The organism is Streptococcus sp. V869 (genome assembly GCF_054353515.1).
Genome location: NZ_JBTHHW010000001.1, coordinates 397,162 through 417,237, shown reverse-complemented (window position 1 = coordinate 417,237; position 20,076 = coordinate 397,162). Strand labels below are relative to the sequence as shown.

General features: G+C 38.1%; 22 protein-coding genes. 1 reads left to right on the top strand and 21 read right to left on the bottom strand.

Annotation, left to right across the window (positions count from 1 at the left end; all coding sequences use genetic code 11):
• Positions 1–46: 46 nt before the first annotated feature.
• The 19 genes from lacD to eno form a co-directional block, all read right to left on the bottom strand.
• Entirely contained in the window at positions 47–1,027 is a 981-nt protein-coding gene (gene lacD / locus ACXYSN_RS02140) for a tagatose-bisphosphate aldolase (protein ID WP_254729969.1), read from the bottom strand.
• Position 1,028: 1 nt separating this feature from the next.
• Positions 1,029–1,958: a tagatose-6-phosphate kinase gene (locus ACXYSN_RS02135; RefSeq protein WP_458635992.1), complete on the bottom strand. Its 930-nt coding sequence runs from the start codon at positions 1,956–1,958 to the stop codon at positions 1,029–1,031.
• Between the two features lie 10 nt (positions 1,959–1,968).
• Positions 1,969–2,484, bottom strand: a complete 516-nt coding sequence (lacB, locus tag ACXYSN_RS02130; protein ID WP_001216925.1) for a galactose-6-phosphate isomerase subunit LacB — start codon at positions 2,482–2,484, stop codon at positions 1,969–1,971.
• Between the two features lie 30 nt (positions 2,485–2,514).
• Entirely contained in the window at positions 2,515–2,940 is a 426-nt protein-coding gene (gene lacA, locus ACXYSN_RS02125; RefSeq protein WP_000029280.1) for a galactose-6-phosphate isomerase subunit LacA, read from the bottom strand.
• Between the two features lie 265 nt (positions 2,941–3,205).
• Positions 3,206–4,114: an aldose 1-epimerase family protein gene (locus ACXYSN_RS02120; protein ID WP_458635991.1), complete on the bottom strand. Its 909-nt coding sequence runs from the start codon at positions 4,112–4,114 to the stop codon at positions 3,206–3,208.
• Between the two features lie 80 nt (positions 4,115–4,194).
• A complete protein-coding gene (locus tag ACXYSN_RS02115; RefSeq protein WP_006151120.1) occupies positions 4,195–5,670 on the bottom strand; it encodes a PTS galactitol transporter subunit IIC in 1,476 nt (491 codons plus the stop codon).
• Positions 5,671–5,714: 44 nt separating this feature from the next.
• On the bottom strand, positions 5,715–6,020 hold the full coding sequence (locus ACXYSN_RS02110) for a PTS sugar transporter subunit IIB (protein WP_000590575.1): 306 nt from the start codon (positions 6,018–6,020) through the stop codon (positions 5,715–5,717).
• 40 nt (positions 6,021–6,060) lie between these two features.
• Positions 6,061–6,537, bottom strand: coding sequence for a PTS sugar transporter subunit IIA (locus ACXYSN_RS02105; RefSeq protein WP_458635990.1), 477 nt, complete (start codon positions 6,535–6,537; stop codon positions 6,061–6,063).
• Between the two features lie 187 nt (positions 6,538–6,724).
• Positions 6,725–7,309 carry a hypothetical protein gene (locus ACXYSN_RS02100; protein WP_006151132.1) on the bottom strand — a complete coding sequence of 195 codons (585 nt, stop codon included), beginning with the start codon at positions 7,307–7,309 and terminating at the stop codon, positions 6,725–6,727.
• Between the two features lie 216 nt (positions 7,310–7,525).
• A complete protein-coding gene (locus tag ACXYSN_RS02095) occupies positions 7,526–8,137 on the bottom strand; it encodes a hypothetical protein (protein WP_458635989.1) in 612 nt (203 codons plus the stop codon).
• 90 nt (positions 8,138–8,227) lie between these two features.
• Entirely contained in the window at positions 8,228–10,051 is a 1,824-nt protein-coding gene (gene lepA / locus ACXYSN_RS02090; RefSeq protein ID WP_006151172.1) for a translation elongation factor 4, read from the bottom strand.
• Between the two features lie 78 nt (positions 10,052–10,129).
• On the bottom strand, positions 10,130–10,858 hold the full coding sequence (locus tag ACXYSN_RS02085; protein ID WP_458635988.1) for a metallophosphoesterase family protein: 729 nt from the start codon (positions 10,856–10,858) through the stop codon (positions 10,130–10,132).
• Positions 10,859–12,526 carry a DNA repair protein RecN gene (gene recN / locus ACXYSN_RS02080; RefSeq protein WP_458635987.1) on the bottom strand — a complete coding sequence of 556 codons (1,668 nt, stop codon included), beginning with the start codon at positions 12,524–12,526 and terminating at the stop codon, positions 10,859–10,861.
• A gap of 6 nt (positions 12,527–12,532) precedes the next feature.
• The gene (locus ACXYSN_RS02075; protein ID WP_458635986.1) at positions 12,533–12,964 is read right to left on the bottom strand and encodes an arginine repressor; all 432 of its coding nucleotides are present in this window, start codon (positions 12,962–12,964) and stop codon (positions 12,533–12,535) included.
• Positions 12,957–13,772, bottom strand: a complete 816-nt coding sequence (locus tag ACXYSN_RS02070) for a TlyA family RNA methyltransferase (RefSeq protein ID WP_458635985.1) — start codon at positions 13,770–13,772, stop codon at positions 12,957–12,959. Before ACXYSN_RS02070 ends, ACXYSN_RS02075 begins: the two co-directional genes overlap by 8 nt.
• Positions 13,765–14,640, bottom strand: a complete 876-nt coding sequence (locus ACXYSN_RS02065; protein WP_458635984.1) for a polyprenyl synthetase family protein — start codon at positions 14,638–14,640, stop codon at positions 13,765–13,767. The genes ACXYSN_RS02070 and ACXYSN_RS02065 overlap by 8 nt, the downstream gene beginning before the upstream one ends.
• The gene (locus ACXYSN_RS02060; RefSeq protein WP_075567625.1) at positions 14,637–14,849 is read right to left on the bottom strand and encodes an exodeoxyribonuclease VII small subunit; all 213 of its coding nucleotides are present in this window, start codon (positions 14,847–14,849) and stop codon (positions 14,637–14,639) included. The genes ACXYSN_RS02065 and ACXYSN_RS02060 overlap by 4 nt, the downstream gene beginning before the upstream one ends.
• Positions 14,827–16,167, bottom strand: a complete 1,341-nt coding sequence (xseA, locus tag ACXYSN_RS02055; protein ID WP_458635983.1) for an exodeoxyribonuclease VII large subunit — start codon at positions 16,165–16,167, stop codon at positions 14,827–14,829. The genes ACXYSN_RS02060 and xseA overlap by 23 nt, the downstream gene beginning before the upstream one ends.
• 177 nt (positions 16,168–16,344) lie before the next feature.
• Positions 16,345–17,649: a surface-displayed alpha-enolase gene (eno, locus tag ACXYSN_RS02050; RefSeq protein ID WP_006151137.1), complete on the bottom strand. Its 1,305-nt coding sequence runs from the start codon at positions 17,647–17,649 to the stop codon at positions 16,345–16,347.
• A 163-nt stretch (positions 17,650–17,812) separates the two neighbouring features.
• Between eno and ACXYSN_RS02045 the strand changes: the two genes are divergently transcribed.
• Positions 17,813–18,259, top strand: coding sequence for a DUF1694 domain-containing protein (locus ACXYSN_RS02045; protein WP_458635982.1), 447 nt, complete (start codon positions 17,813–17,815; stop codon positions 18,257–18,259).
• On the opposite strand, the gene ACXYSN_RS02040 is transcribed toward ACXYSN_RS02045, so the two are convergent.
• Positions 18,256–19,371 carry a glycerate kinase gene (locus tag ACXYSN_RS02040; protein WP_458635981.1) on the bottom strand — a complete coding sequence of 372 codons (1,116 nt, stop codon included), beginning with the start codon at positions 19,369–19,371 and terminating at the stop codon, positions 18,256–18,258. The two genes, ACXYSN_RS02045 and ACXYSN_RS02040, sit on opposite strands and share 4 nt — an antisense overlap.
• Positions 19,372–19,389: 18 nt before the next feature.
• Positions 19,390–20,031 (bottom strand): phosphoserine phosphatase SerB, encoded by a 642-nt coding sequence (serB, locus tag ACXYSN_RS02035; protein WP_458635980.1) that lies wholly within the window; start codon positions 20,029–20,031, stop codon positions 19,390–19,392.
• Positions 20,032–20,076: the final 45 nt, after the last annotated feature.

Here is a 20,076-nt window from a genome sequence, read left to right as displayed (position 1 = left end):
GTCTCACCATTGGTGAGACTTTTTTATTATTATATCTTACTGAACTTTATACGCGTTCAGTCCATGAAGTAGCTGTTTTTTGAAGTACTTTATTAAGTTCATCGATGTTTTCAAAACCAGTTGTACGAAGCCATTCACGTGCCGCTGCTTCACCATCTTTGATGTAAGCCTCAACTGATCCAGCCCATGTTGCACGTCCACAAAGAACACCATTGAAGTTTGCACCTGATTCGTGGGCAAAGACAAGTGTTTCTTGGAAGAGTTTAGCTGATACACCCGCACTCAAATAGATGTATGGAAGATTAGTTGCTTCGTCTTGTGCTTTGAAGAATGCTGCTGCTTCTTCACGAGTGTGAACAACCTCTCCTTCAGCGAATCCTTCAACGTATTTAACGTTAACTGGAACTTCCACTTTCAAAACATCAATGTTAAAGCGTGGGTCTGAGAAGACTTTCATAGCACCAATAACTTTGTGTGGTTTTACTTTAGCGTATTCAGCAGAACCTGCATCCGCAATTTTTTCATCGTAAGCAAGGATTTCAAGGAAGAATGGAATATCTTCTGCCACACACTCAGAACCAATACGTTCGATGTAGGCTTGTTTTTGTTGGTTAAGTTCGTCAGAGCTATCTACATCGTAGTAAAGCAAGAATTTAACTGCATCAGCACCTTGTTCTTTAATACGTTTTGCAGACCAAACATCCAAGCAGTCTGGCAAACGTTTTGTACTTGTTGTGTCATATCCTGTTTTTTCATAAGCAAGGAGAAGACCGGCATTTGGTGCAAGAGCTTTTGTAGCAGGAAGACCATATTCAGGGTCAAGAAGCATTGATGAAGCGTATTTAGTCAATTCATCTGCTACCAAAACTTTGAGTTCTTCCATTTGAGCTACTGTAGGCTCTTCTGTTTGGTATTGAGCCATCAAACGTTTCAAAGCACCACGTTGGTCAAATGCAAGAGCTGAGATGATTCCATTTTCATCTGAGAGTTTTTTCAAACAAGCACGTTTATTTTCTGTTAAAGTCATTTTATACCTCTTTCACAATTAATTGGTCAAATAAATTTTGATAGTTAGCCATATTGACATGCCCGGTCATTTTTTCTTGAGCATTTAGCATACCAAGGACATTCGCCTTAGTCAATAATTCTTGATCAGATTCTTTATGGAAAAGACCTGATGCAATACCTGCTACAGTAGAATCACCAGAACCAACTGGATTTACTACTTGAATTTTTGGAATATCTACTTTATAGAAAGTATCCCCGTGTTTTGCAAAGGCACCGTTAGCACCTAGAGAAACGATAATCCACTCAATTCCATCAAATAAAGGATCTTGAAGAACTTCTTTTAATTCATCCAAATCTTTAGAAATTTCTCTTCCCAATAGTTGAGACAATTCTTCATTATTTGGTTTGATAACCGTTGGTTTGTGTGGTGATTCAAGAACAGCCTGAAGAGCTGCTCCTGAACAGTCCAAGACAACTGGTTTTCCTGCTTGATTAGCAAGTTCCACTAAACTAGCATAATAATCAACTGGGAGTCCAGCTGGTAGACTACCTGAAATAGCTACAACTTCTACAGTATTAAGAAGTTCTTTGAAGTAAGCCAAGAAATCTTGTCCTTCTTTTTCTTGAACCTCAGGACCTTTTTCAAGAATTTCAGTTTGATTATCACCGTGAAGAATAGCGATACAGTTACGTGTTTCACCTTGGATAGAGAAGAAACGCTTGGTGACTTTATCGTCAATATTTTCAACTAGAAAATCACCCAGTTTACCACCAACTAGACCAGTTGCGACTACAGAATCGCCAAATTCTGATAGGACGCGTGTAACATTAAGACCTTTACCACCAGCTGTTTTCGTAACATCAACAACACGGTTGACAGTGTCAATTTTCAATTCATCCAAAGGATAAGAAATATCAATGGATGGATTCATTGTGACTGTTAAAATCATAAGTCACCTCTTAGTCGTGGTATTCACCACGATCCCATTTTTCAAGGAATTCTGTAAAGAAGTTGGCATCAGTTTGGTGATCGTTATGAGTTTCAACGTGTTGGATTTTAGCGATCAATTTTTTGTTTTCTTCAGATGGTTTGTATTCAGCGTTGATGAAAGCTTCAATGATATCGCACATAAGCAATTCACCAGTGATTTTACCACCAAATCCGATAACGTTGGCATTCAATTGTTCTTTTGCATAAAGAGCTGTTGTCATATCACGAACCAAGGCAGAACGGACACCAGGAACTTTGTTTACAGCATTATTAATACCTACACCTGTACCACAGATACATACACCAAGATCAGCTTGACCGCTAACTACTGCTTCCCCAACTTTTTTACCAAAGATTGGGTAGTGTGTACGTGCATGGTCATATGTACCAAAGTCAATGACTTCATGTCCTTTAGATTTCAAAAATTCTGAAACCGCCATTTTTTCATTAGTTACGATGTGGTCACATCCAATTGCAATTCTCATTTTTATCTTACCTTTCTTTCGTTATAAAAGTTAGCACATTTTGTTCAACATGTCGACACGGATTTGGTGACGACCACCGTCGTACTTACCATTTACAAAGCCTTTAGCAATGTTTTTAGCCAATTCATCACCAACGAGTTGAGCACCCATAGTAATCATACGGGAGTTGTTGTGGCCGCGAGTCATATAAGCTGAACGTTCATCAGAAACTTCTGCCGCAACCATTCCTTTGATTTTTGTTGCAACCATAAATGGACCTGCACCATAAGCATCAATAACAATACCAAGATTTTGTTCCTCTTTTTTAACTTCTTCTGCAACTGCAAGAGTTACGTCAACGAAGTCTTGACCTTCAGCAGTAACATCCACCACGTGGAAGTTTTCTTTTTCAAGGAAGTCTTTAACAACTTCTTTCAATCTTAAACCTGCAGCATCTGCACCAATAACAATAGACATATTGTATACTCCTTTTTTTATAATAGACCAGTGAATTTTATGGATATGGATAAAGATTATCCTTTCATCAAAAAGTCCACTAGTAGTTTTGTTGACAATAGTTTTAATTAAGAACGAAGACCATATTCCGTTCTTAATAAGTTTTCTTCATAGAAAAACTAGAACAGTCACTTTGTTAAAATAAACACAAATTGTTCTTTATAAACATAATATACTACTATTAGTTGGAAAAGTCAACAATTTATGTTTGTTTTTGTTTATTTTTTTATAAAATTTCGATATCAAATCCAACGTGATCAAAATCGCCAGGTTTCAAAATTCGAACATCTTTCTTTTCTTCCAGTCGATCGCCTTCTTCAAGTGAAGTAGACAAGCCAGACCATGGTTCTAAGGCGATAAAAGGGCCTTTATTAAGAGTTGACCATACAATTAAATTTGGAAATTCTTCAAAGTGTAGTCTCAAACCTTTATCATGTTTTCTTGAGTGCAAAGCTACTTTACGGGATTCTAACTCATCTAATGTCACTGCATCATAGCTAAACAAATCATAATTTAGGCCCAATTCTTTTTGATTGTCTAACCAAGAACTTCTATCTTTGAAATCTAACATTCCTGTTTCTGGGAAAGGTTTCGGAACTGAGCACGTTTCAGGCTCTTCAAATTCAAGATAGTAATCTTCATAAACTTCATCAGCTAAGAGTGGACAATTAAAGCCAGGATGCCCTCCAATAAAGTACGGCATACTCTTTTCAGATTCTTTATTGTAAATTTTATACTCTGTACGAATTGTTTTACCAGTCACAATATAAGTGATTTCTAGTCGGAAATGATAGGGATAATTCTCATACATTTCCTCAGTATCTTCAATAGCAAATGTAACAGAATTATCTGTTTGATCAACTAAATCAAATTCCTTTTTTCTTACCAAACCATGACGCGGAATTTTTCCTATTTCATGACTTCCGTCTTTATTCTCATAAACGACGGTATCATTTCTAACTGATCCGCAAATTGGGAATAAAACAGGTGCTTGTCCACTCCAATAAGTTGGATCACCTTGCCACAGATACTCTACACCATCTTTATCCTTAATTGAAGATAAAGCACCTCCAAAAGTTTGAAACTGTACTTGCAATTGATCTGATTTTAATTCAATCACAGCTGTTACCTCCATTTTTTCAAAAAAACTAGGCTGACTGCTCCACGCTGGAAACTGACAACCTAGTTTTTACAATTTACATTTTTAGAAGCAAATTATTTAGCATTTGCTGCATATTCTTCGTTACGTTTGATCATTTGTTTTCTGTACCATGCAAAGATACCAACGTAGAATACAAGGAATACTAATGCGCCAAGGATTGCTTTGATATCACCAGTTGTAGCGTTACCAATTGCCCAACCAAATAGTTTTTCGATTGGTCCTTCAAGAGTTGAGTGAGTAATCAATTGTGATTGGTTCACACCTTCTGGGAAGGCACCTACACCTTTAGCAAGTTCAGTTGCAAATGGTGCGATAAGTGTACCTGAAAGAAGGAAGAGTGGCAATAAGAGAGTTCCGAAGATGATCATACGGAGCAATTTACCACGAGTAACTACCAAGAGAGCTGGAGTTACACCCATTGCGATGATACCAGCAAGTGGCAAGATACCATTTCCGACATTAGACAGAAGCACAGCTTCAACCAACATGATTGGTGCAAGTACGTTCGCACAAGCCCAGATTTCAGCACGACCAGCGATGAATGGCCAGTCAAGACCGATGTTGAATTTACGTCCTTGAAGACGTTTAGTAGCAACGTTTGTAATACCTTGTGAAAGTGGTTCTACGGCTGCGATGAACCATGAACCGATAAGTGAGAAGAGCTCCAAGCAGACACCGGCAGTCAAACCAAGTGACAACCAACCTTTAATAACAAGTTCCCATTTATCAGCGCCTTCTACACCAGCAACTGGATGTGGAGTTCCCATCAAACCGATAACGATACCAAGGATGAAACCGATGAAGAATTTAGATCCCCAGAAACCGATTTTCTTGTTTAGTTTAGCAGCGTCGAAGTCGTATTTATCAAGACCTGGGAAAAGTTTGTCAAAAATCTTATCCAAAACCATGATAACTGGGTTCATCATGTAGTTCATGTGAGTTGAAGTCATTGGTGATGAACTTGGTGCGTTAAGTAGGTCATCAAATGTAGGTTTCATCAAGTCAGAGTTAATGATTTTAAGAACCCCAACAAGAACAACTGCTGCAGTCGCGATAAAGAGTGAAACTCCTTGGCTAACTCCATTGTTGTCAGCATACCATTTGATTAAAAGACCTGTGATAGACAAGTGCCAGATATCGAAGATATCAACGTCAAGTGTATCAGTTTTCTTCATTGCAAGCATCACAACGTTGACAATCAACATGATGAGCAAGAAGTAAAGTGTCCAGGCAGAACCCCAAGTGATTGTAGCAAGTGGTGCCCAACCAACGTCGGTGATGTTCAATTGAATACCAGTATTTTCAACGAATTTTGCAAGAGAAGCAGAGAAAGCTCCATTAAGCATTCCGATGATAGCACCGATACCAGTAAGTGCGATGGCAAGTTTGATACCACCTTCAAGCGCTTTGGAGAATTTCACTCCAAAGAGTAAAGCCAAGAGTGTCAACACGATCAGCATGATGACTGGTGCACCCATTTCCAAAATAGGTTTAAAGACCTCATTGGCTATGTTAATAATGACGTCCATAATTTTTCCTCCCTTTATTTTTATGGAAACTTACAAAATAATATTTAACTTAATCCGTGTTCTTTGATTGCTGCTTCAATATTGTCATAAACTGGAGCGCTCATAGCAGGAATACGGAACAAGATTGGTCCAGCTTCAACTACTGGGATACCAGGGTCAAAACCTAAGTCAGTTGCAGCGATTGGTGTGAAGATATCGTAACCTTTAATCAAGTCTTCATTGACGTCTTTTACCATAACTGCGTCACATTTTACATCGTACCCACGGTTTGAAAGCTCTTCTTCTAGAGCACTTTTAATTTGGTGGCTTGAGTTAACACCCGCACCACAAGCAGCAAGAATTTTAATCATTTGGATTTCCTCCGTTTTTTAGTTTCTATTTATTTTAAAATTAAGCAGTTGCTTCTGAGATATACTGGTACAGAGCTTCTGGTTCTGTAATCTTAGAAAGCGCCTCTAGATGACCGTTACCTGTAAAGAAGTCCATCAATTGAGCAAGAATGTTTGTTTGACTTGAACTTGAATTATTGATAATAAAGAAAAGTAATGATACTTCTACTTCCTTGTCAGGTGCAATCATATTGTGGAATGTTACTGGTTTTGGTAAGCGAACCACAACAACATTTTCAGTTAAATTATGAATCGTATCTGTGTGAGGGATTGCTACATTTGGCAAGTCCTTCCCTAGAAATTCCATATCTAAACCGGTTGGGAACATTTTTTCACGTTCAATCAAAGCCAATCGATAGGTATCCGTAACAACTTTCTTTTCTTCCAATAGGGTTGCAACTTGATCAAATAGTTGCTCTTGATTATCTGCTTCTAGACAAAAGACTAAGTCTTTGCTGAAGAAATGATCTAATCCCATGATCTTCTCCCTTCATATTTAACTTTTATGTTACAAGTATAACACTATATGAAACCGTTGTCAATATTTTTTGTTGTATTTTGTTTGATTTTTATTTTTTTTGTTTGATTGTAAACAATTTGATTTTATACATATTCTTTAAAGGTTGAAAATATATAAAAAACAGGATAAATATCCTGTTTTAGTTTTAATTCTTTTTCACTGTCCAGCTTTCTTCTACTATTGGAGTCATTTCGTTTACGATTTCTAAATCACCTTCAAGAGTAACTAATCTAATCATATTATCATCCGACTTAAATACCCAAATAAGTACTTTTTTACTATTTTTATAATCTGCATAAATTTTGAGGGCATCATAGCCCCCAATATTTCCCCTATTAGTTCTAACATTTGTAAATCTAGGATTTTCTTTTATATTTTGTACAAATTTGGTCTCAAAATTAGTGAAATTTTTTACGTCTGCATTTATACTTTTAACTGAAATGGCATTCTTGTCAGTACCATCATTGTACTTAAAATCAACACTTTTCTCACCGAAATTACTTTGAACCCAAGATTTAGGTACTTTCAAGTATCCATAATCATCTGATCCAACCCATTGTGTATCTTTAGTTGGAACGGTTGTTGTAGCTTCAGCTGTTTCCTGACTAGTAGTTTCCTGAACAATTGTGGTAGTTTCAGCTGTTACATCTTTTTTACCAGTATTTGTATTACAAGCAGCAAGAGTGATACCACAAAGCAAAAGTGAAGATAAAGTTATCAATTTTTTCATGATAATTCTCCTTTCACTACTATTCTAAAGTAAGAAGAACAAAGTGTCAAATATATACTGTAAACTGGCAGTATTATCGAAAATACAATAAATCTACTACTATATTTACAAAAACTCATTCTTTTAATTTTCATTGCAAAAAGTTCTAATCAGGAAATCTATTTGAAGTCCTAAATAAAACTGGATAAAATAAAAAAGCAGGAAAAATCCTGCCTTTTAAACCTTTTTATTAGTCCAACTTTCTTCTATCAGCGGAAGCATATCTTTCAATACTTCAGGTGTTCCTTCTAGAGAAACATATCTAAACTTACCATCATCTGATTTAAAGATATAAATAACTAGATATTTTCCGTTTTTAGCAATACAGTTTACCACATAGGCATCATAACCACCAATTTTTGACTTAGATCCCCATACTTTAGAGAAATCCTTGCTTTGTTTTTTGGTTTGATAGATACTAGTAGAAACTTGAACGGGATCAAGAGCAGCATATTCACTTTCACTAACACCTAAATGCTCTGGTTTAAAGGTATTTAAAGTTACAATATTGACATCTGTTCCATCACAGTACTGAATATCATCACCACCCTCAACTTCTGTAAAATGAATCCATGATTTTGGAACCTTTACGTAGCCATAAGCATCTGAACCAATTACCTGAGTATCTTTAATCGTTGATTCGGCTACAGTTGTTGTTTCTTGTGCTGAGGTAGTTTCCTGAATTGTTGTTGTATCTGAGGTTGCTTCTTTCTTAGTTTTTGAAGTATTACAAGCAGCAAGAGTTAAGCAACACACTAAAAGCGTAGATAAGCTGATGATTTTTTTCATAATCTTTCTCCTTTCATCCCTATTTTAATGTATGTAAATAAAAGTGTCAAAAGATAACTGTAATTCATTCTAAATAATAATAGAAATTAATTATTCTTCATCCATGCTTAAGACGCTAAGGAAGGCTTCTTGTGGGACTTCTACTGATCCGATAGCTTTCATGCGTTTCTTACCAGCTTTTTGTTTTTCGAGGAGTTTACGTTTACGGGAAACGTCACCACCGTAGCACTTAGCAAGCACATTTTTACGAAGGGCTTTGATATCAGTACGAGCCACAATCTTGTGTCCAATTGCAGCTTGAATGGGCACTTCAAATTGTTGACGAGGAATGATTTTCTTAAGCTTATCTACGATAAGTTTCCCACGTTCATAAGCAAAATCTTTGTGAACGATAAAGCTAAGAGCATCCACTTTGTCTCCATTGAGAAGGATATCCATCTTAACCAACTTAGATGGTCTATACTCTGACAATTCATAATCAAAGCTTGCATAACCACGTGTCGAAGACTTGAGCTTATCAAAGAAGTCAAAGACGATTTCAGCAAGCGGAATTTGATAGATAACATTCACACGATTGTCATCAATATAGTCCATGGTCACAAAGTCCCCACGCTTGCGCTGAGCTAGTTCCATTACTGCTCCAACGAATTCTTGTGGTACCATGATTTGTGCCTTTACATATGGTTCTTCAATGGTCGCAATCTTTGTAGGATCAGGAAACTCAGATGGGTTCGATACATCCATAGATTCACCATCTGTCTGATTAACCTTGTAGATAACGGATGGTGCAGTCATGATAAGATCGATGTTAAACTCACGTTCCAAACGTTCCTGAATAACATCCATATGAAGTAATCCAAGGAAACCACAACGGAAACCAAATCCGAGTGCTTGAGATGTTTCTGGTTCAAACTGCAAACTAGCATCATTGAGTTGCAATTTTTCAAGGGCTTCACGAAGATCGTTATATTTATTTGACTCAATTGGATAGAGACCTGCAAAGACCATGGGGTTCATTTGCTTGTAGCCGTCTAGTGGCTCTGAAGCAGGATACGACGCCAAGGTAACTGTATCACCGACACGAGTATCCTGAACAGTCTTGATAGACGCTGCAATGTAACCAACATCACCAGTTGCAAGGAAATCACGTCCTACTGCTTTAGGTGTGAAGATTCCGACTTCAGTAACGTCAAAGGTTTTACCATTGCTCATGAGCTGGATCTTATCGCCAGGTTTGACTACTCCATCCATGACACGAACTTGGAGGATAACACCACGATAGGCATCGTATACTGAGTCGAAAATTAGGGCTTTTAATGGTGCTGAAACATCACCGGTTGGAGCAGGAACTTTCTCTACGATTTGCTCAAGAATTTCTTCAATACCGATACCAGCTTTGGCTGATGCTAAGACTGCTTCGCTAGCATCTAGACCAATCACATCTTCGATTTCCGTACGGACGCGCTCGGGATCTGCTGCAGGCAAATCAATCTTATTGATGACTGGAAGGATTTCCAAATCATTATCCAAAGCAAGGTAAACGTTAGCTAGTGTTTGAGCCTCAATCCCTTGGGCGGCATCGACTACCAAGATAGCACCCTCACAAGCGGCAAGAGAACGTGACACCTCATAAGTAAAGTCCACGTGTCCTGGTGTGTCAATCAAATGAAAGATATAAGTTTCACCGTCTTTAGCAGTATAGTTCAATTCAATAGCATTAAGCTTAATGGTAATCCCACGTTCACGCTCAAGATCCATGCTATCCAGAAGTTGAGCTTGCATTTCTCGGCTAGAAACTGTTTCTGTCTTTTCTAAAATACGGTCTGCTAGCGTTGATTTCCCGTGGTCAATATGGGCAATAATAGAGAAGTTACGAATCTTCTCCTGTCGTTTTTTCAATTCTTCTACGTTCATGATTCTCTTCCTTTCAGGGTATCTATTAATTATAAAATGTTTTTAATATTTTGACAAGACCATACCCTGCTAGGAGTACTAATCTTCAGCAATAAAGCCATCATTTTCGATGAAATAGCGGTCAGTCATACCTTGGTCAGTAAAGACAATACCGTGAAGGACACCGCCATAAACAGCTCCTCCATCCATTCCAATCTTACCGTCTTCTGTAATCCAAAGTTCCGCAGTACCGCGTTCTTGATTCAGTAGACCATAGACTGGTGTATGTCCAAAGACAATCGTTTTACCAGTATGATTAGCTGCTTCGTGGAATGGTTTTCTGAGCCAAACTTTCTTGTAATCTGTAGTATCATGCCAGTCATCCAAAGTCAAATCAATACCAGCATGAACGAATATATACTTATCTGTTTCAATCACAAAAGGCATCTGACGGATAAACTCCACTAAGTCAGCTGCTTCAGTTTCAACACGCTTAGCATCTGCTACTCCATCTACTGGCGCATCCAAAGGGCGACCTAGAATAGAGTTAATAGTTGTATCCCCACCATTACGACGATAGTGGTCATAGCTTTCTTCAGGATTATCCAACCATGTTAAAAACATATACTCATGATTTCCTGATAAACAGATAGCTCCTTTGTTATCAACCAAGTCCTTGACCATTTCAAGAACACGTCGGCTATCCTCTCCTCTATCAATCAAATCTCCAAGAAAGAGTAATTGAGTCTTACCATCCCATGTTTTTAGAAGGTCCTCAAGCATTCCTGCTTTCCCATGAACATCTCCGATAACATAATAGTCTGTCATTTATTTCTCCTTACTTTGCAATAATTCTCGCGCTTGACTAAGTGCTGCCTCAGTTACATTTTCACCTGCTAACATCTTGGCAACTTCTTCCACTCTTTCCTCAACTGTCAACAAGCGAACTGTTGAAACAGTTGAATGCTCATTGCTAATCTTTTCAATGAAGAACTGATAATCAGCGATAGCGATGACTTGAGGAAGATGCGAAATAGCTAGAACTTGGCCATGCTGACCAATCTTATGAATTTTCTGGGCGATTGCCTGAGCTACGCGACCTGAAACTCCTGTATCCACCTCATCAAATACAATGCTAGTCTTACCTTCCTTACGAGAAAAGGCAGACTTAATAGCTAACATCAAACGAGATAACTCACCACCAGAAGCTACTTTTACTAATGGTTTAAAGTCTTCTCCAGGGTTGGTTGAAATATAAAATTCAACACTCTCATTCCCTTCACGACTGAATTTTCCTTTAGTAAACTGAACCTGAAATCGAGCCTTGTCCATATAAAGGTCTTTAAGCTCTTGTTGAATCTCAATTTCTAATTGTTGAGCTAAGTTGTGGCGAGCAGATGCAAGTTTACTTGCTAAATCAACCAGACTTACTTCTAATTGCTTGAGTTCTGCTTCCATATCTTCTGAAGAAAGATTATTACCAGTAAGTAAATTGTATTCTTCAGTTATTTTTGCAAAGTATAACAAGACATCATCGACATTTCCACCATACTTACGTATAATGGCATGTATGAGATCTAAACGACTCTCAATCTGCATCAAGCGATTGCCGTCAAAATCTAAATCTTCGATAATATCCTCTAAACGTTTGGTGACATCTTCTAATGCATAATAAGACTCTGATAAAGAAGTTGATATTTCACAGTACTCAGCATCATACTCTTCTAAACTTTCCATGTCATTCATAGCAGAACGCACGTTAGCCAGACTTGAAAATTCTTCATTATCTAGCATGGTATAAGCATTAGTTAGCGTATCAGCAATATTTTTATGATTCAGAAGTTTATCGCGTTCTTGGTTGAGTTTGAGGTCTTCACCTGGCTGTAATGCTGCAGATTCAATCTCTGCCATCTGAAATTCTAACATTTCAATACGAGCCTTATGTTCTTCTTGATTTTTCTTAATCTCAAGAAGTTGCTTGCGCATTTGACGGTAGGCATCAAAGTTAGTCTGATAAGATTGTTTCAGTTCAAGAAAATCTGTATCACCAAACTCATCCAGCATCTGAATATGTAATTGTGGACGCATTAACTCTTCTTGGTCATGCTGACCATGAATGTCGACTAGATGTTGTCCTATTGCGCGTAGAACAGAAAGATTGACCATCTGTCCATTAACTCGACTAACACTGCGCCCGTTTTGTAAAATTTCACGACGAATGATGATTTCATCACCTAAATCGATACCTTGCTCATCAAAAATCTCTTGAAGGGGGAGACTATTGTCGATTGAGAAAAGACCTTCGATTTCTGCTTTAGGTGCACCATGACGAATGACATCTGTTGTTGCTCTGGCTCCCAGCATCATGTTCATAGCATCGATGATGATAGACTTCCCAGCACCAGTTTCCCCAGTCAGAACTGTCATTCCTTTCTCAAAATTAAGTGAAATAGCCTCAATGATGGCAAAGTTTTTAATTGAAATTTCAAGTAACATAAGGTCCTACCACTTTTTAACTTGCTCTACAATTTCTACAGCTGCTTCTTCAGTTCGCGCTACAATTAAAATGGAATTATCATCTGCTAAACAGCTAAAAATCTTATCTGAAAATGTTTGGGTTAATTGGCTTTTAACAAAAATTGTATTTCCAGGAATAACATCTAAATTGATGAGATTTCCCATTCGTTCAAAACTTTCAATATTGTTCTCAGCCAACTGTAAACTTTTGACTACTGACTTTGGTAATTCGTAGACATAAGTATTGTCTTTCAATGGAATTTTTACAATTCCTAGTTCTTTGATATCTCGAGATACAGTTGCTTGAGTAGCGGAGATACCTGCTTCTTTTAAATGTTCAACGATTTCTTCCTGAGTACCGATTTGATAATCAGTCACAAATCCTCTAATCTTCTCAAGTCTCTCTTTTTTATTCATCTTTAAACTCTCTATGTGCTTTTTCTACTAGTGGTTCTATTTCAGAAACCACCTGATTACTTGCGTGTTCTTCCTTACGTAAATAAGCAAGAAACTCAATATTACCGTGGCCGCCTTGTATAGGTGAAAAATCCAATCCTAAAACGGAAAATCCTTCTTTGACCGCCATTTCTGTTACCGTTTCTAAAACATTTTTGTGAACCTTAGCATCTCTAATAATCCCATTTTTCCCAATTTGTTCTCGACCGGCTTCGAACTGTGGTTTTATGAGGGCAACAACTTGTCCTTGATCAGCTAAGACTCTATGTAGAGCTGGAAGGATGAGACTCAATGATATAAAACTCACGTCAATACTTGCAAAACTAGGTTCTTGTTCAAAATCAGTCTTTTCAGCATAACGAAAATTAAACTGCTCCATACTAACAACACGTGAGTCTTGGCGTAATTTCCAAGCCAGCTGATTGGTCCCGACATCAACTGCATAAACTAATTTTGCTCCATTTTGAAGCATGACATCAGTAAATCCTCCTGTTGAAGCTCCAATATCAATGGTCGTTTTGCCTTCAACTGATATGTCAAAGTTTTCCAAGGCTTTCTCAAGTTTCAAACCTCCTCGGCTCACATACTTTAGCTTCTCACCCTTGAGTTTCAATTCAGTATCATCTGGAATTTTTTCTCCTGGCTTATCGAAACGTTCACCATTTAGAACCGCAACAACCAAACCAGCCATAACGCCACGCTTAGCTTGTTCTCTCGTTTCAAATAAACCTTGTTTGTAGGCAAGTACATCTACTCTTTCCTTAGCCATTGATTCTCAAACTTTCTACTATTTTTACAATTGGTCCCTTATCAAAGGTTACTAACTGACTAATCTCTTCCAGTTTTTCATTAGCTTGATCCAAAGTTTGGTTACAAAAAGTTTTTGCTTCATCTAATCCTAACAAGGCAGGATAGGTCGATTTTTCAGCTTGCAAATCTTTCTGAGGTGTTTTGCCAATTTCCTCGAAGCTAGCAATAACATCAAGAATATCATCTCTCACTTGAAAGGCAAGACCAATCAACTCTCCAACAGTTTTAAGAGCTATTTGAATAGTTGTATCCAATCCAGCGATGATTCCAGCTGCATGAAAAGGAAAGGCTAACAGTTTACCAGTCTTATTAGCATGGATAGTCCGAAGTTCCTCTAAATTCAAGTGTTTTCCTTCTCCTTCCATATCTAAAACTTGTCCAGCTACCATCCCCATACTTCCAGAAGCATGTGACAAGTTAGCTATTAAATCCACCTTAGTTTGACTCGGTAAATCTGCCTGCACTATTAAGGCATAAGGATCTAAGAAGAGAGCATCTCCTGCTAAGATAGCTATATCCTCTCCATAGACTTTATGATTAGTCAACCGCCCTCGACGATAATCATCATTATCCATAGCAGGTAAATCATCATGAATCAAACTACCTGTGTGAATCATCTCAAGCGCTGCTGCAACCTGAGCATGAGCTGGTGTGATTGGCACCTGCAAAGAGTCCAAAACCTCTAAGAGAAGATAAGGACGAATCCGCTTGCCACCAGCATGAATGGAATATAGAACCGCTTCTCTTAGATTTGAAGCTATTTGTTGCTCACCATAAAACTCCTCAAGAGCTGACTCAACCAAGTCTAGTTTTTCTTGCTTGTTCATAGAAGTTCGCTTTCTGTTCCATCTTCTTGCATGACCTTAACCAAAGTCTTTTCAGCTTTATCAAGCGTAGCTTGCAATTCTTTTGAAAGGATCATTCCTTTTTGAAATGCAGCAATAGCATCTTCTAAAGCAATTTCACCATTTTCTAAACTCTGAACAATGGTTTCAAGTTCTGCTAAATTTTCCTCAAATTTCTTCTGTTTTGACATCTTTAACCTCTAATTCTACCTGACCATCTCGCATCAATAACGTTACTTGATCAGTTTTTTTCAAATCTTTTGCTGACGATACTACGGCATCCTCTTTTTTCACAATCGCATAACCTCTGGCTACGATACAACTAGTATCTAACATGAGTAGCGCTTCTGACAAACGTTTGACTTCGGCGACCTTGGCATCATAAACTACTGCCATTTGACTACGAAGTAACTTTTCAAATTGGAGTAGACGGTCCTGATAACGATGAACCTTATTGATTGGTGATAACTGCTCTAATCGATGAACTTGTTCTAAGACTCTTTGCTCCTGTCTAACAAGTTCTGAATTTACACTTTGTTTGAGACGAAGCTGTAACTGATCCAATCGTTGTAAATAACCATCATATAAGCGTTCAGGTTGCCTGAAAATAACAGATTGGCTTAGTACTTTTAATGCTTTTTCTTTCTTAGATAAAGTATTTTGTACAGCTGTAGCCATACGTCTCTCTTGATTCTTCAGATAAGTCAAAAGATCTAACTTAGTAACAGGAGTCGCTAGTTCTGCTGCAGCTGTGGGTGTTGCCGCTCTCTTATCAGCCACAAAGTCTGATAAGGTCACATCTGTTTCATGCCCTACACTTGAAATAACAGGTAGGCGTGATTCAAAAATAGCGCGGACAACAATTTCTTCGTTAAAGGCCCAAAGATCTTCAATCGATCCACCTCCGCGCCCAATAATCAGAACATCTAAGTCGTCACGTTCATTAGCCCATGCAATATTCCGAGCAATCTCCTCTGCAGCACCTTCGCCTTGAACCTTGGTTGGATATAAAATAATTTCTACACCTGGAAAACGTCTGCTAACAGTAGTAATGATATCCTGGATAACAGCACCACTACGACTAGTCACAACCCCGATGCGTTTTGTAAACTGAGGTATTGCTTGTTTAAAGCGGTCTTGAAAAAGGCCTTCTTCTGATAATTTCTTTTTTAATTGTTCGAACTGAATCGCAAGAGCCCCTACACCATCCGGCTCTACCTTTTCAATGATGATAGAGTAGCTCCCACTTGGTTCATAGACTTGGACACGACCGATAACATTAATCTTCATGCCTTCTTCCAAATCAAAACCTAGTTTCTGATAAATACCTGACCAAATAGTCGCTTGGATAACCGCTCGATCATCTTTTAGAGAAAAATATTGGTGAGTGGGACGCTTCCGGAAGTTAGAAACCTGACCAGTTAAATAGACCCTCTCTAAGTATGGGTCTTTATCGAATTTCATTTTCAGATACTTAGTCAAAGTTGTTACCGATAAATACTTTTCCATCTCAACCTCCTTCTTTCTCTAGTTTTTCCTGGGTATTATTATACCAAAAAAACGTTTAAAAATCTCTTTTTTCACCTCTAGAATACGAAAACAAGACTGGATTTCTTTGACCTTGTCTTATAAGATACAAAAGCCCTTGGAAAACTCCAAGGGCTTTTATTAGTTCACTGAACTATTTTATTTTTTAAGGTTGTAGAATGATTTCAATCCACGGTATTCAGCTACTTCACCAAGTTGATCTTCGATACGAAGCAATTGGTTGTATTTAGCGATACGGTCTGTACGTGAAAGTGAACCAGTCTTGATTTGTCCTGCGTTTGTTGCAACTGCGATGTCAGCGATTGTTGAATCTTCAGTTTCACCTGAACGGTGTGATACAACGGCAGTGTAACCAGCTTCTTTCGCCATTTCGATAGCGTCGAATGTTTCAGTAAGAGTACCGATTTGGTTAACTTTGATAAGGATTGAGTTAGCAGCACCTTCTGCGATACCTTTTTCAAGGTATGAAGTGTTTGTTACGAAGAAGTCGTCACCAACCAATTGAACTTTACCACCAAGACGTTCAGTAAGAGCTTTCCAACCGTCCCAGTCGTTTTCGTCCATACCATCTTCGATAGTGATGATTGGGTATTTGTTTACCAATTCTTCAAGGTAGTCGATTTGTTCTGCAGCAGTACGTACAGCAGCTCCTTCACCTTCGAATTTAGTGTAGTCGTATACTTGGCGTTCTTTATCGTAGAATTCTGATGAAGCACAGTCAAATCCGATAAATACGTCTTTACCTGGAACATAACCAGCAGCTTCGATAGCAGCAAGGATAGTTTCAACACCATCTTCAGTTCCTTCGAAACGAGGAGCGAATCCACCTTCGTCACCTACAGCTGTTTCAAGACCACGAGATTTAAGGATTTTCTTAAGAGCGTGGAAGATTTCAGCACCCCAGCGAAGAGCTTCTTTGAATGTAGGTGCACCAGCAGGTACGATCATGAATTCTTGGAAAGCGATTGGAGCATCTGAGTGAGAACCACCGTTGATGATGTTCATCATTGGAGTTGGAAGAACTTTAGTGTTGAATCCACCAAGGTAGCTGTAAAGTGGGATTTCAAGGTAGTCAGCAGCAGCACGAGCTACAGCGATAGACACACCAAGGATTGCGTTAGCACCCAATTTACCTTTGTTAGGAGTACCGTCAAGTGCGATCATAGCACGGTCGATAGCTTGTTGGTCACGTACATCGTAGCCGATAATTGCTTCTGCGATGATGTTGTTTACGTTGTCAACAGCTTTTTGTGTACCAAGACCACCGTAACGAGATTTGTCACCGTCGCGAAGTTCAACTGCTTCGTGTTCACCAGTAGAAGCTCCTGATGGAACCATACCACGTCCGAAAGCACCTGATTCAGTATAAACTTCTACTTCAAGTGTTGGGTTACCGCGTGAGTCTAGGACTTCGCGAGCGTAAACATCAGTAATAATTGACATTTTTTACTCTCCTTTGAGTTAAATTATTTTACACCTCTATGATACATCAAAAAGATACCTTTTTCAAGAAAAAACGTTATCTTTGTGCAAATTTTCCTTAAGTCGAAAAAGTAATCGCTTTCTTTTTTCTTTTATCTTGAGACTTTTGTGATATACTATATTTATGACTGATGTATCTAAACAAATCCTAGAAAAGGCCAATGGTGGTCTTAAACTAAATCCTGATGAACAAAGACGTTTTCTCGGAACATTTGAAGAACGTGTCCTTGGCTATGCAGACCTTGAAACTGCTGATGATGATAAATTTCAAAAAGGATTTTTAACAATTTTAGAAACCTTTAAAAAAGAAACTGAACCTCTATTTGTCAAAATTTCTCCTCAGGTTGAATTTGACAAACAAGTCTTTTATCTAAAACAAGCCAAAGAAGCTGAATGTCAAGCAACCATCGTTTCCGAAGACCACAACTCTTCTCCTTTTGGTCTCATTATCCATAGCGATGCTCCAGCTCAAACAAGTGAAAAAGACCTCAGAAAGGCCTTCTCAGACTTGTGGCAGGAAAAAGAGATGAAAAAAACTACGACTTCTCTCTGGAAAAAATGGTTTGGTTAACTCTGTTTCAATGATAAGATTTGACCGATATTTGCTGCAGTATTTTCTAAATAAGTTGCTGCATTTTTTAAACTATCTTCTAATGGTTCACTTTTTTCTAGAATAGAAAATGCAGCGACGATATTCTCAAATGGCAGGGGAGGTAAATCTTCTGCCAAACTACCACAAATTGCAATGACCGGAACACCCTTGGGTGTTCTTTTTGCTACACCGATTGGCGCCTTACCTGCCAAACTTTGAGTATCCAACCTACCTTCACCAACGATAACGAGATCCACATCTACAACCTGTTCATCAAATTTTACTAAATCTAAACAAGTTTGGATACCAGATACAATCCCTGCTCCAGCAAAGGCACACAAACCAGCTGCAATCCCACCACCAGCTCCAGCACCCTCTAATTTTAATATTTCAGGTGCGACTTTACCATAAAAGTTTTTAATTAAAGTATCAACTTCTTGGAATTTAGCAGGGTTTAATCCTTTTTGTTTTCCGAATGTATAGGTGGCGCCATGAGGTCCACATAGGGGATTGGTTACATCCGCTAAAATTTTGATATGGATATCATCAGGAATGAGACTAACACGACTATCCAAAATCTCATTGATTTCAAACAAGGATTGGCCACGAGCTTTAAGCTCAATTCCGTGTTCATCATAAAACTGATAGCCAAGACCTAAAGCAATACCAATACCCCCATCGTTACTAGCTGTTCCACCGACACCGATGTAGATATCTTTTATACCTTGCTCTATTAAATGTAGAATCAGCTGTCCAATTCCCTTTGTTTGAATCTCTAGTGGATTTCGTTTTTCATAAGGTATCTTAGCAAGACCTACCAAATCAGCAACTTCAAATAGAGCTAGTTGACCTTTTTGAAAATAGGGCATTTGAACCTCATCACCAAAAGGTCCTGTTATCTGACTTGTATGTTCTTCAAGACCTAAAGAATTTTTTATAGCAGCAACGGTTCCTTCTCCTCCATCGCCTACAGGCAAAAGTACACATTCTGAATCAGGCAGAGCTTTTTTAAAGCCCCGTTTTATAGCTTCAGCCACTTGGTTAGCAGGGAGACTCTCCTTAAAAGAGTCAGGTGCAATAATAATTTTCATCTTGATTTCTCTTTCTACCTAAAGGTATCCTATCTTATCTAACACCTTCATCATATCTCTATCATCTACCTGAAGATTTATTTCTTTTTTCACAATATCCTTAGCACAAAAAGCTATTCCAATCCCAGCTCTTTTAAGCATTTTTAGGTCATTAGCCCCATCCCCAATAGCAATTGTTCTCTCGATTGGCACCTCTAATTGATCTGCCCATCTTACTAGAGTTTCTTCTTTGACTTCTCTAGTGATCACTGGCCCAAAAAGATTTCCAGTTAAGTTCCCAACTTTGATTTCTAGTTGATTAGCAGCAAATAATGAAAGTCCTAAATCCTTTGCTAATCTTTCAACAATTGTAGTAAATCCACCTGAAACCAAACCAACTTCAATCTGACTTTCTTTGAGAGTTTTAATAAACTGCACAGCATTTTTACTAAGGTGAAGTTCATGATAAATCTTATCAAAGGCATCTATAGAAAGTCCTTTTAAGAGGGAGACACGTTTTTTCAGACTCGATTCAAAGTCTAATTCCCCTCTCATCGCTTGAGCAGTTATCAGAGCTACTTCCTTATCACAATCTGCCTCTTTCCCCAATAAATCAATGACTTCTTCTTCTATCAGTGTCCCATCAACATCAAGGACGCAGAGACCTCTAGCTTTATTCATCTATCTTCCTTACTTTCATTATCTCAAAAAATCGTATGAAAACTT

Excerpts from the sequence above, each read along its gene's own strand:
- lacD (WP_254729969.1), bottom strand. The coding sequence starts at position 1,027 with ATGACTTTAACAGAAAATAAACGTGCTTGTTTGAAAAAACTCTCAGAT.
- ACXYSN_RS02135 (WP_458635992.1), bottom strand. The coding sequence starts at position 1,958 with ATGATTTTAACAGTCACAATGAATCCATCCATTGATATTTCTTATCCT.
- lacB (WP_001216925.1), bottom strand. The coding sequence starts at position 2,484 with ATGAGAATTGCAATTGGATGTGACCACATCGTAACTAATGAAAAAATG.
- lacA (WP_000029280.1), bottom strand. The coding sequence starts at position 2,940 with ATGTCTATTGTTATTGGTGCAGATGCTGCAGGTTTAAGATTGAAAGAA.
- ACXYSN_RS02120 (WP_458635991.1), bottom strand. The coding sequence starts at position 4,114 with ATGGAGGTAACAGCTGTGATTGAATTAAAATCAGATCAATTGCAAGTA.
- ACXYSN_RS02115 (WP_006151120.1), bottom strand. The coding sequence starts at position 5,670 with ATGGACGTCATTATTAACATAGCCAATGAGGTCTTTAAACCTATTTTG.
- ACXYSN_RS02110 (WP_000590575.1), bottom strand. The coding sequence starts at position 6,020 with ATGATTAAAATTCTTGCTGCTTGTGGTGCGGGTGTTAACTCAAGCCAC.
- ACXYSN_RS02105 (WP_458635990.1), bottom strand. The coding sequence starts at position 6,537 with ATGGGATTAGATCATTTCTTCAGCAAAGACTTAGTCTTTTGTCTAGAA.
- ACXYSN_RS02100 (WP_006151132.1), bottom strand. The coding sequence starts at position 7,309 with ATGAAAAAATTGATAACTTTATCTTCACTTTTGCTTTGTGGTATCACT.
- ACXYSN_RS02095 (WP_458635989.1), bottom strand. The coding sequence starts at position 8,137 with ATGAAAAAAATCATCAGCTTATCTACGCTTTTAGTGTGTTGCTTAACT.
- lepA (WP_006151172.1), bottom strand. The coding sequence starts at position 10,051 with ATGAACGTAGAAGAATTGAAAAAACGACAGGAGAAGATTCGTAACTTC.
- ACXYSN_RS02085 (WP_458635988.1), bottom strand. The coding sequence starts at position 10,858 with ATGACAGACTATTATGTTATCGGAGATGTTCATGGGAAAGCAGGAATG.
- recN (WP_458635987.1), bottom strand. The coding sequence starts at position 12,526 with ATGTTACTTGAAATTTCAATTAAAAACTTTGCCATCATTGAGGCTATT.
- ACXYSN_RS02075 (WP_458635986.1), bottom strand. The coding sequence starts at position 12,964 with ATGAATAAAAAAGAGAGACTTGAGAAGATTAGAGGATTTGTGACTGAT.
- ACXYSN_RS02070 (WP_458635985.1), bottom strand. The coding sequence starts at position 13,772 with ATGGCTAAGGAAAGAGTAGATGTACTTGCCTACAAACAAGGTTTATTT.
- ACXYSN_RS02065 (WP_458635984.1), bottom strand. The coding sequence starts at position 14,640 with ATGAACAAGCAAGAAAAACTAGACTTGGTTGAGTCAGCTCTTGAGGAG.
- ACXYSN_RS02060 (WP_075567625.1), bottom strand. The coding sequence starts at position 14,849 with ATGTCAAAACAGAAGAAATTTGAGGAAAATTTAGCAGAACTTGAAACC.
- xseA (WP_458635983.1), bottom strand. The coding sequence starts at position 16,167 with ATGGAAAAGTATTTATCGGTAACAACTTTGACTAAGTATCTGAAAATG.
- eno (WP_006151137.1), bottom strand. The coding sequence starts at position 17,649 with ATGTCAATTATTACTGATGTTTACGCTCGCGAAGTCCTAGACTCACGC.
- ACXYSN_RS02045 (WP_458635982.1), top strand. The coding sequence starts at position 17,813 with ATGACTGATGTATCTAAACAAATCCTAGAAAAGGCCAATGGTGGTCTT.
- ACXYSN_RS02040 (WP_458635981.1), bottom strand. The coding sequence starts at position 19,371 with ATGAAAATTATTATTGCACCTGACTCTTTTAAGGAGAGTCTCCCTGCT.
- serB (WP_458635980.1), bottom strand. The coding sequence starts at position 20,031 with ATGAATAAAGCTAGAGGTCTCTGCGTCCTTGATGTTGATGGGACACTG.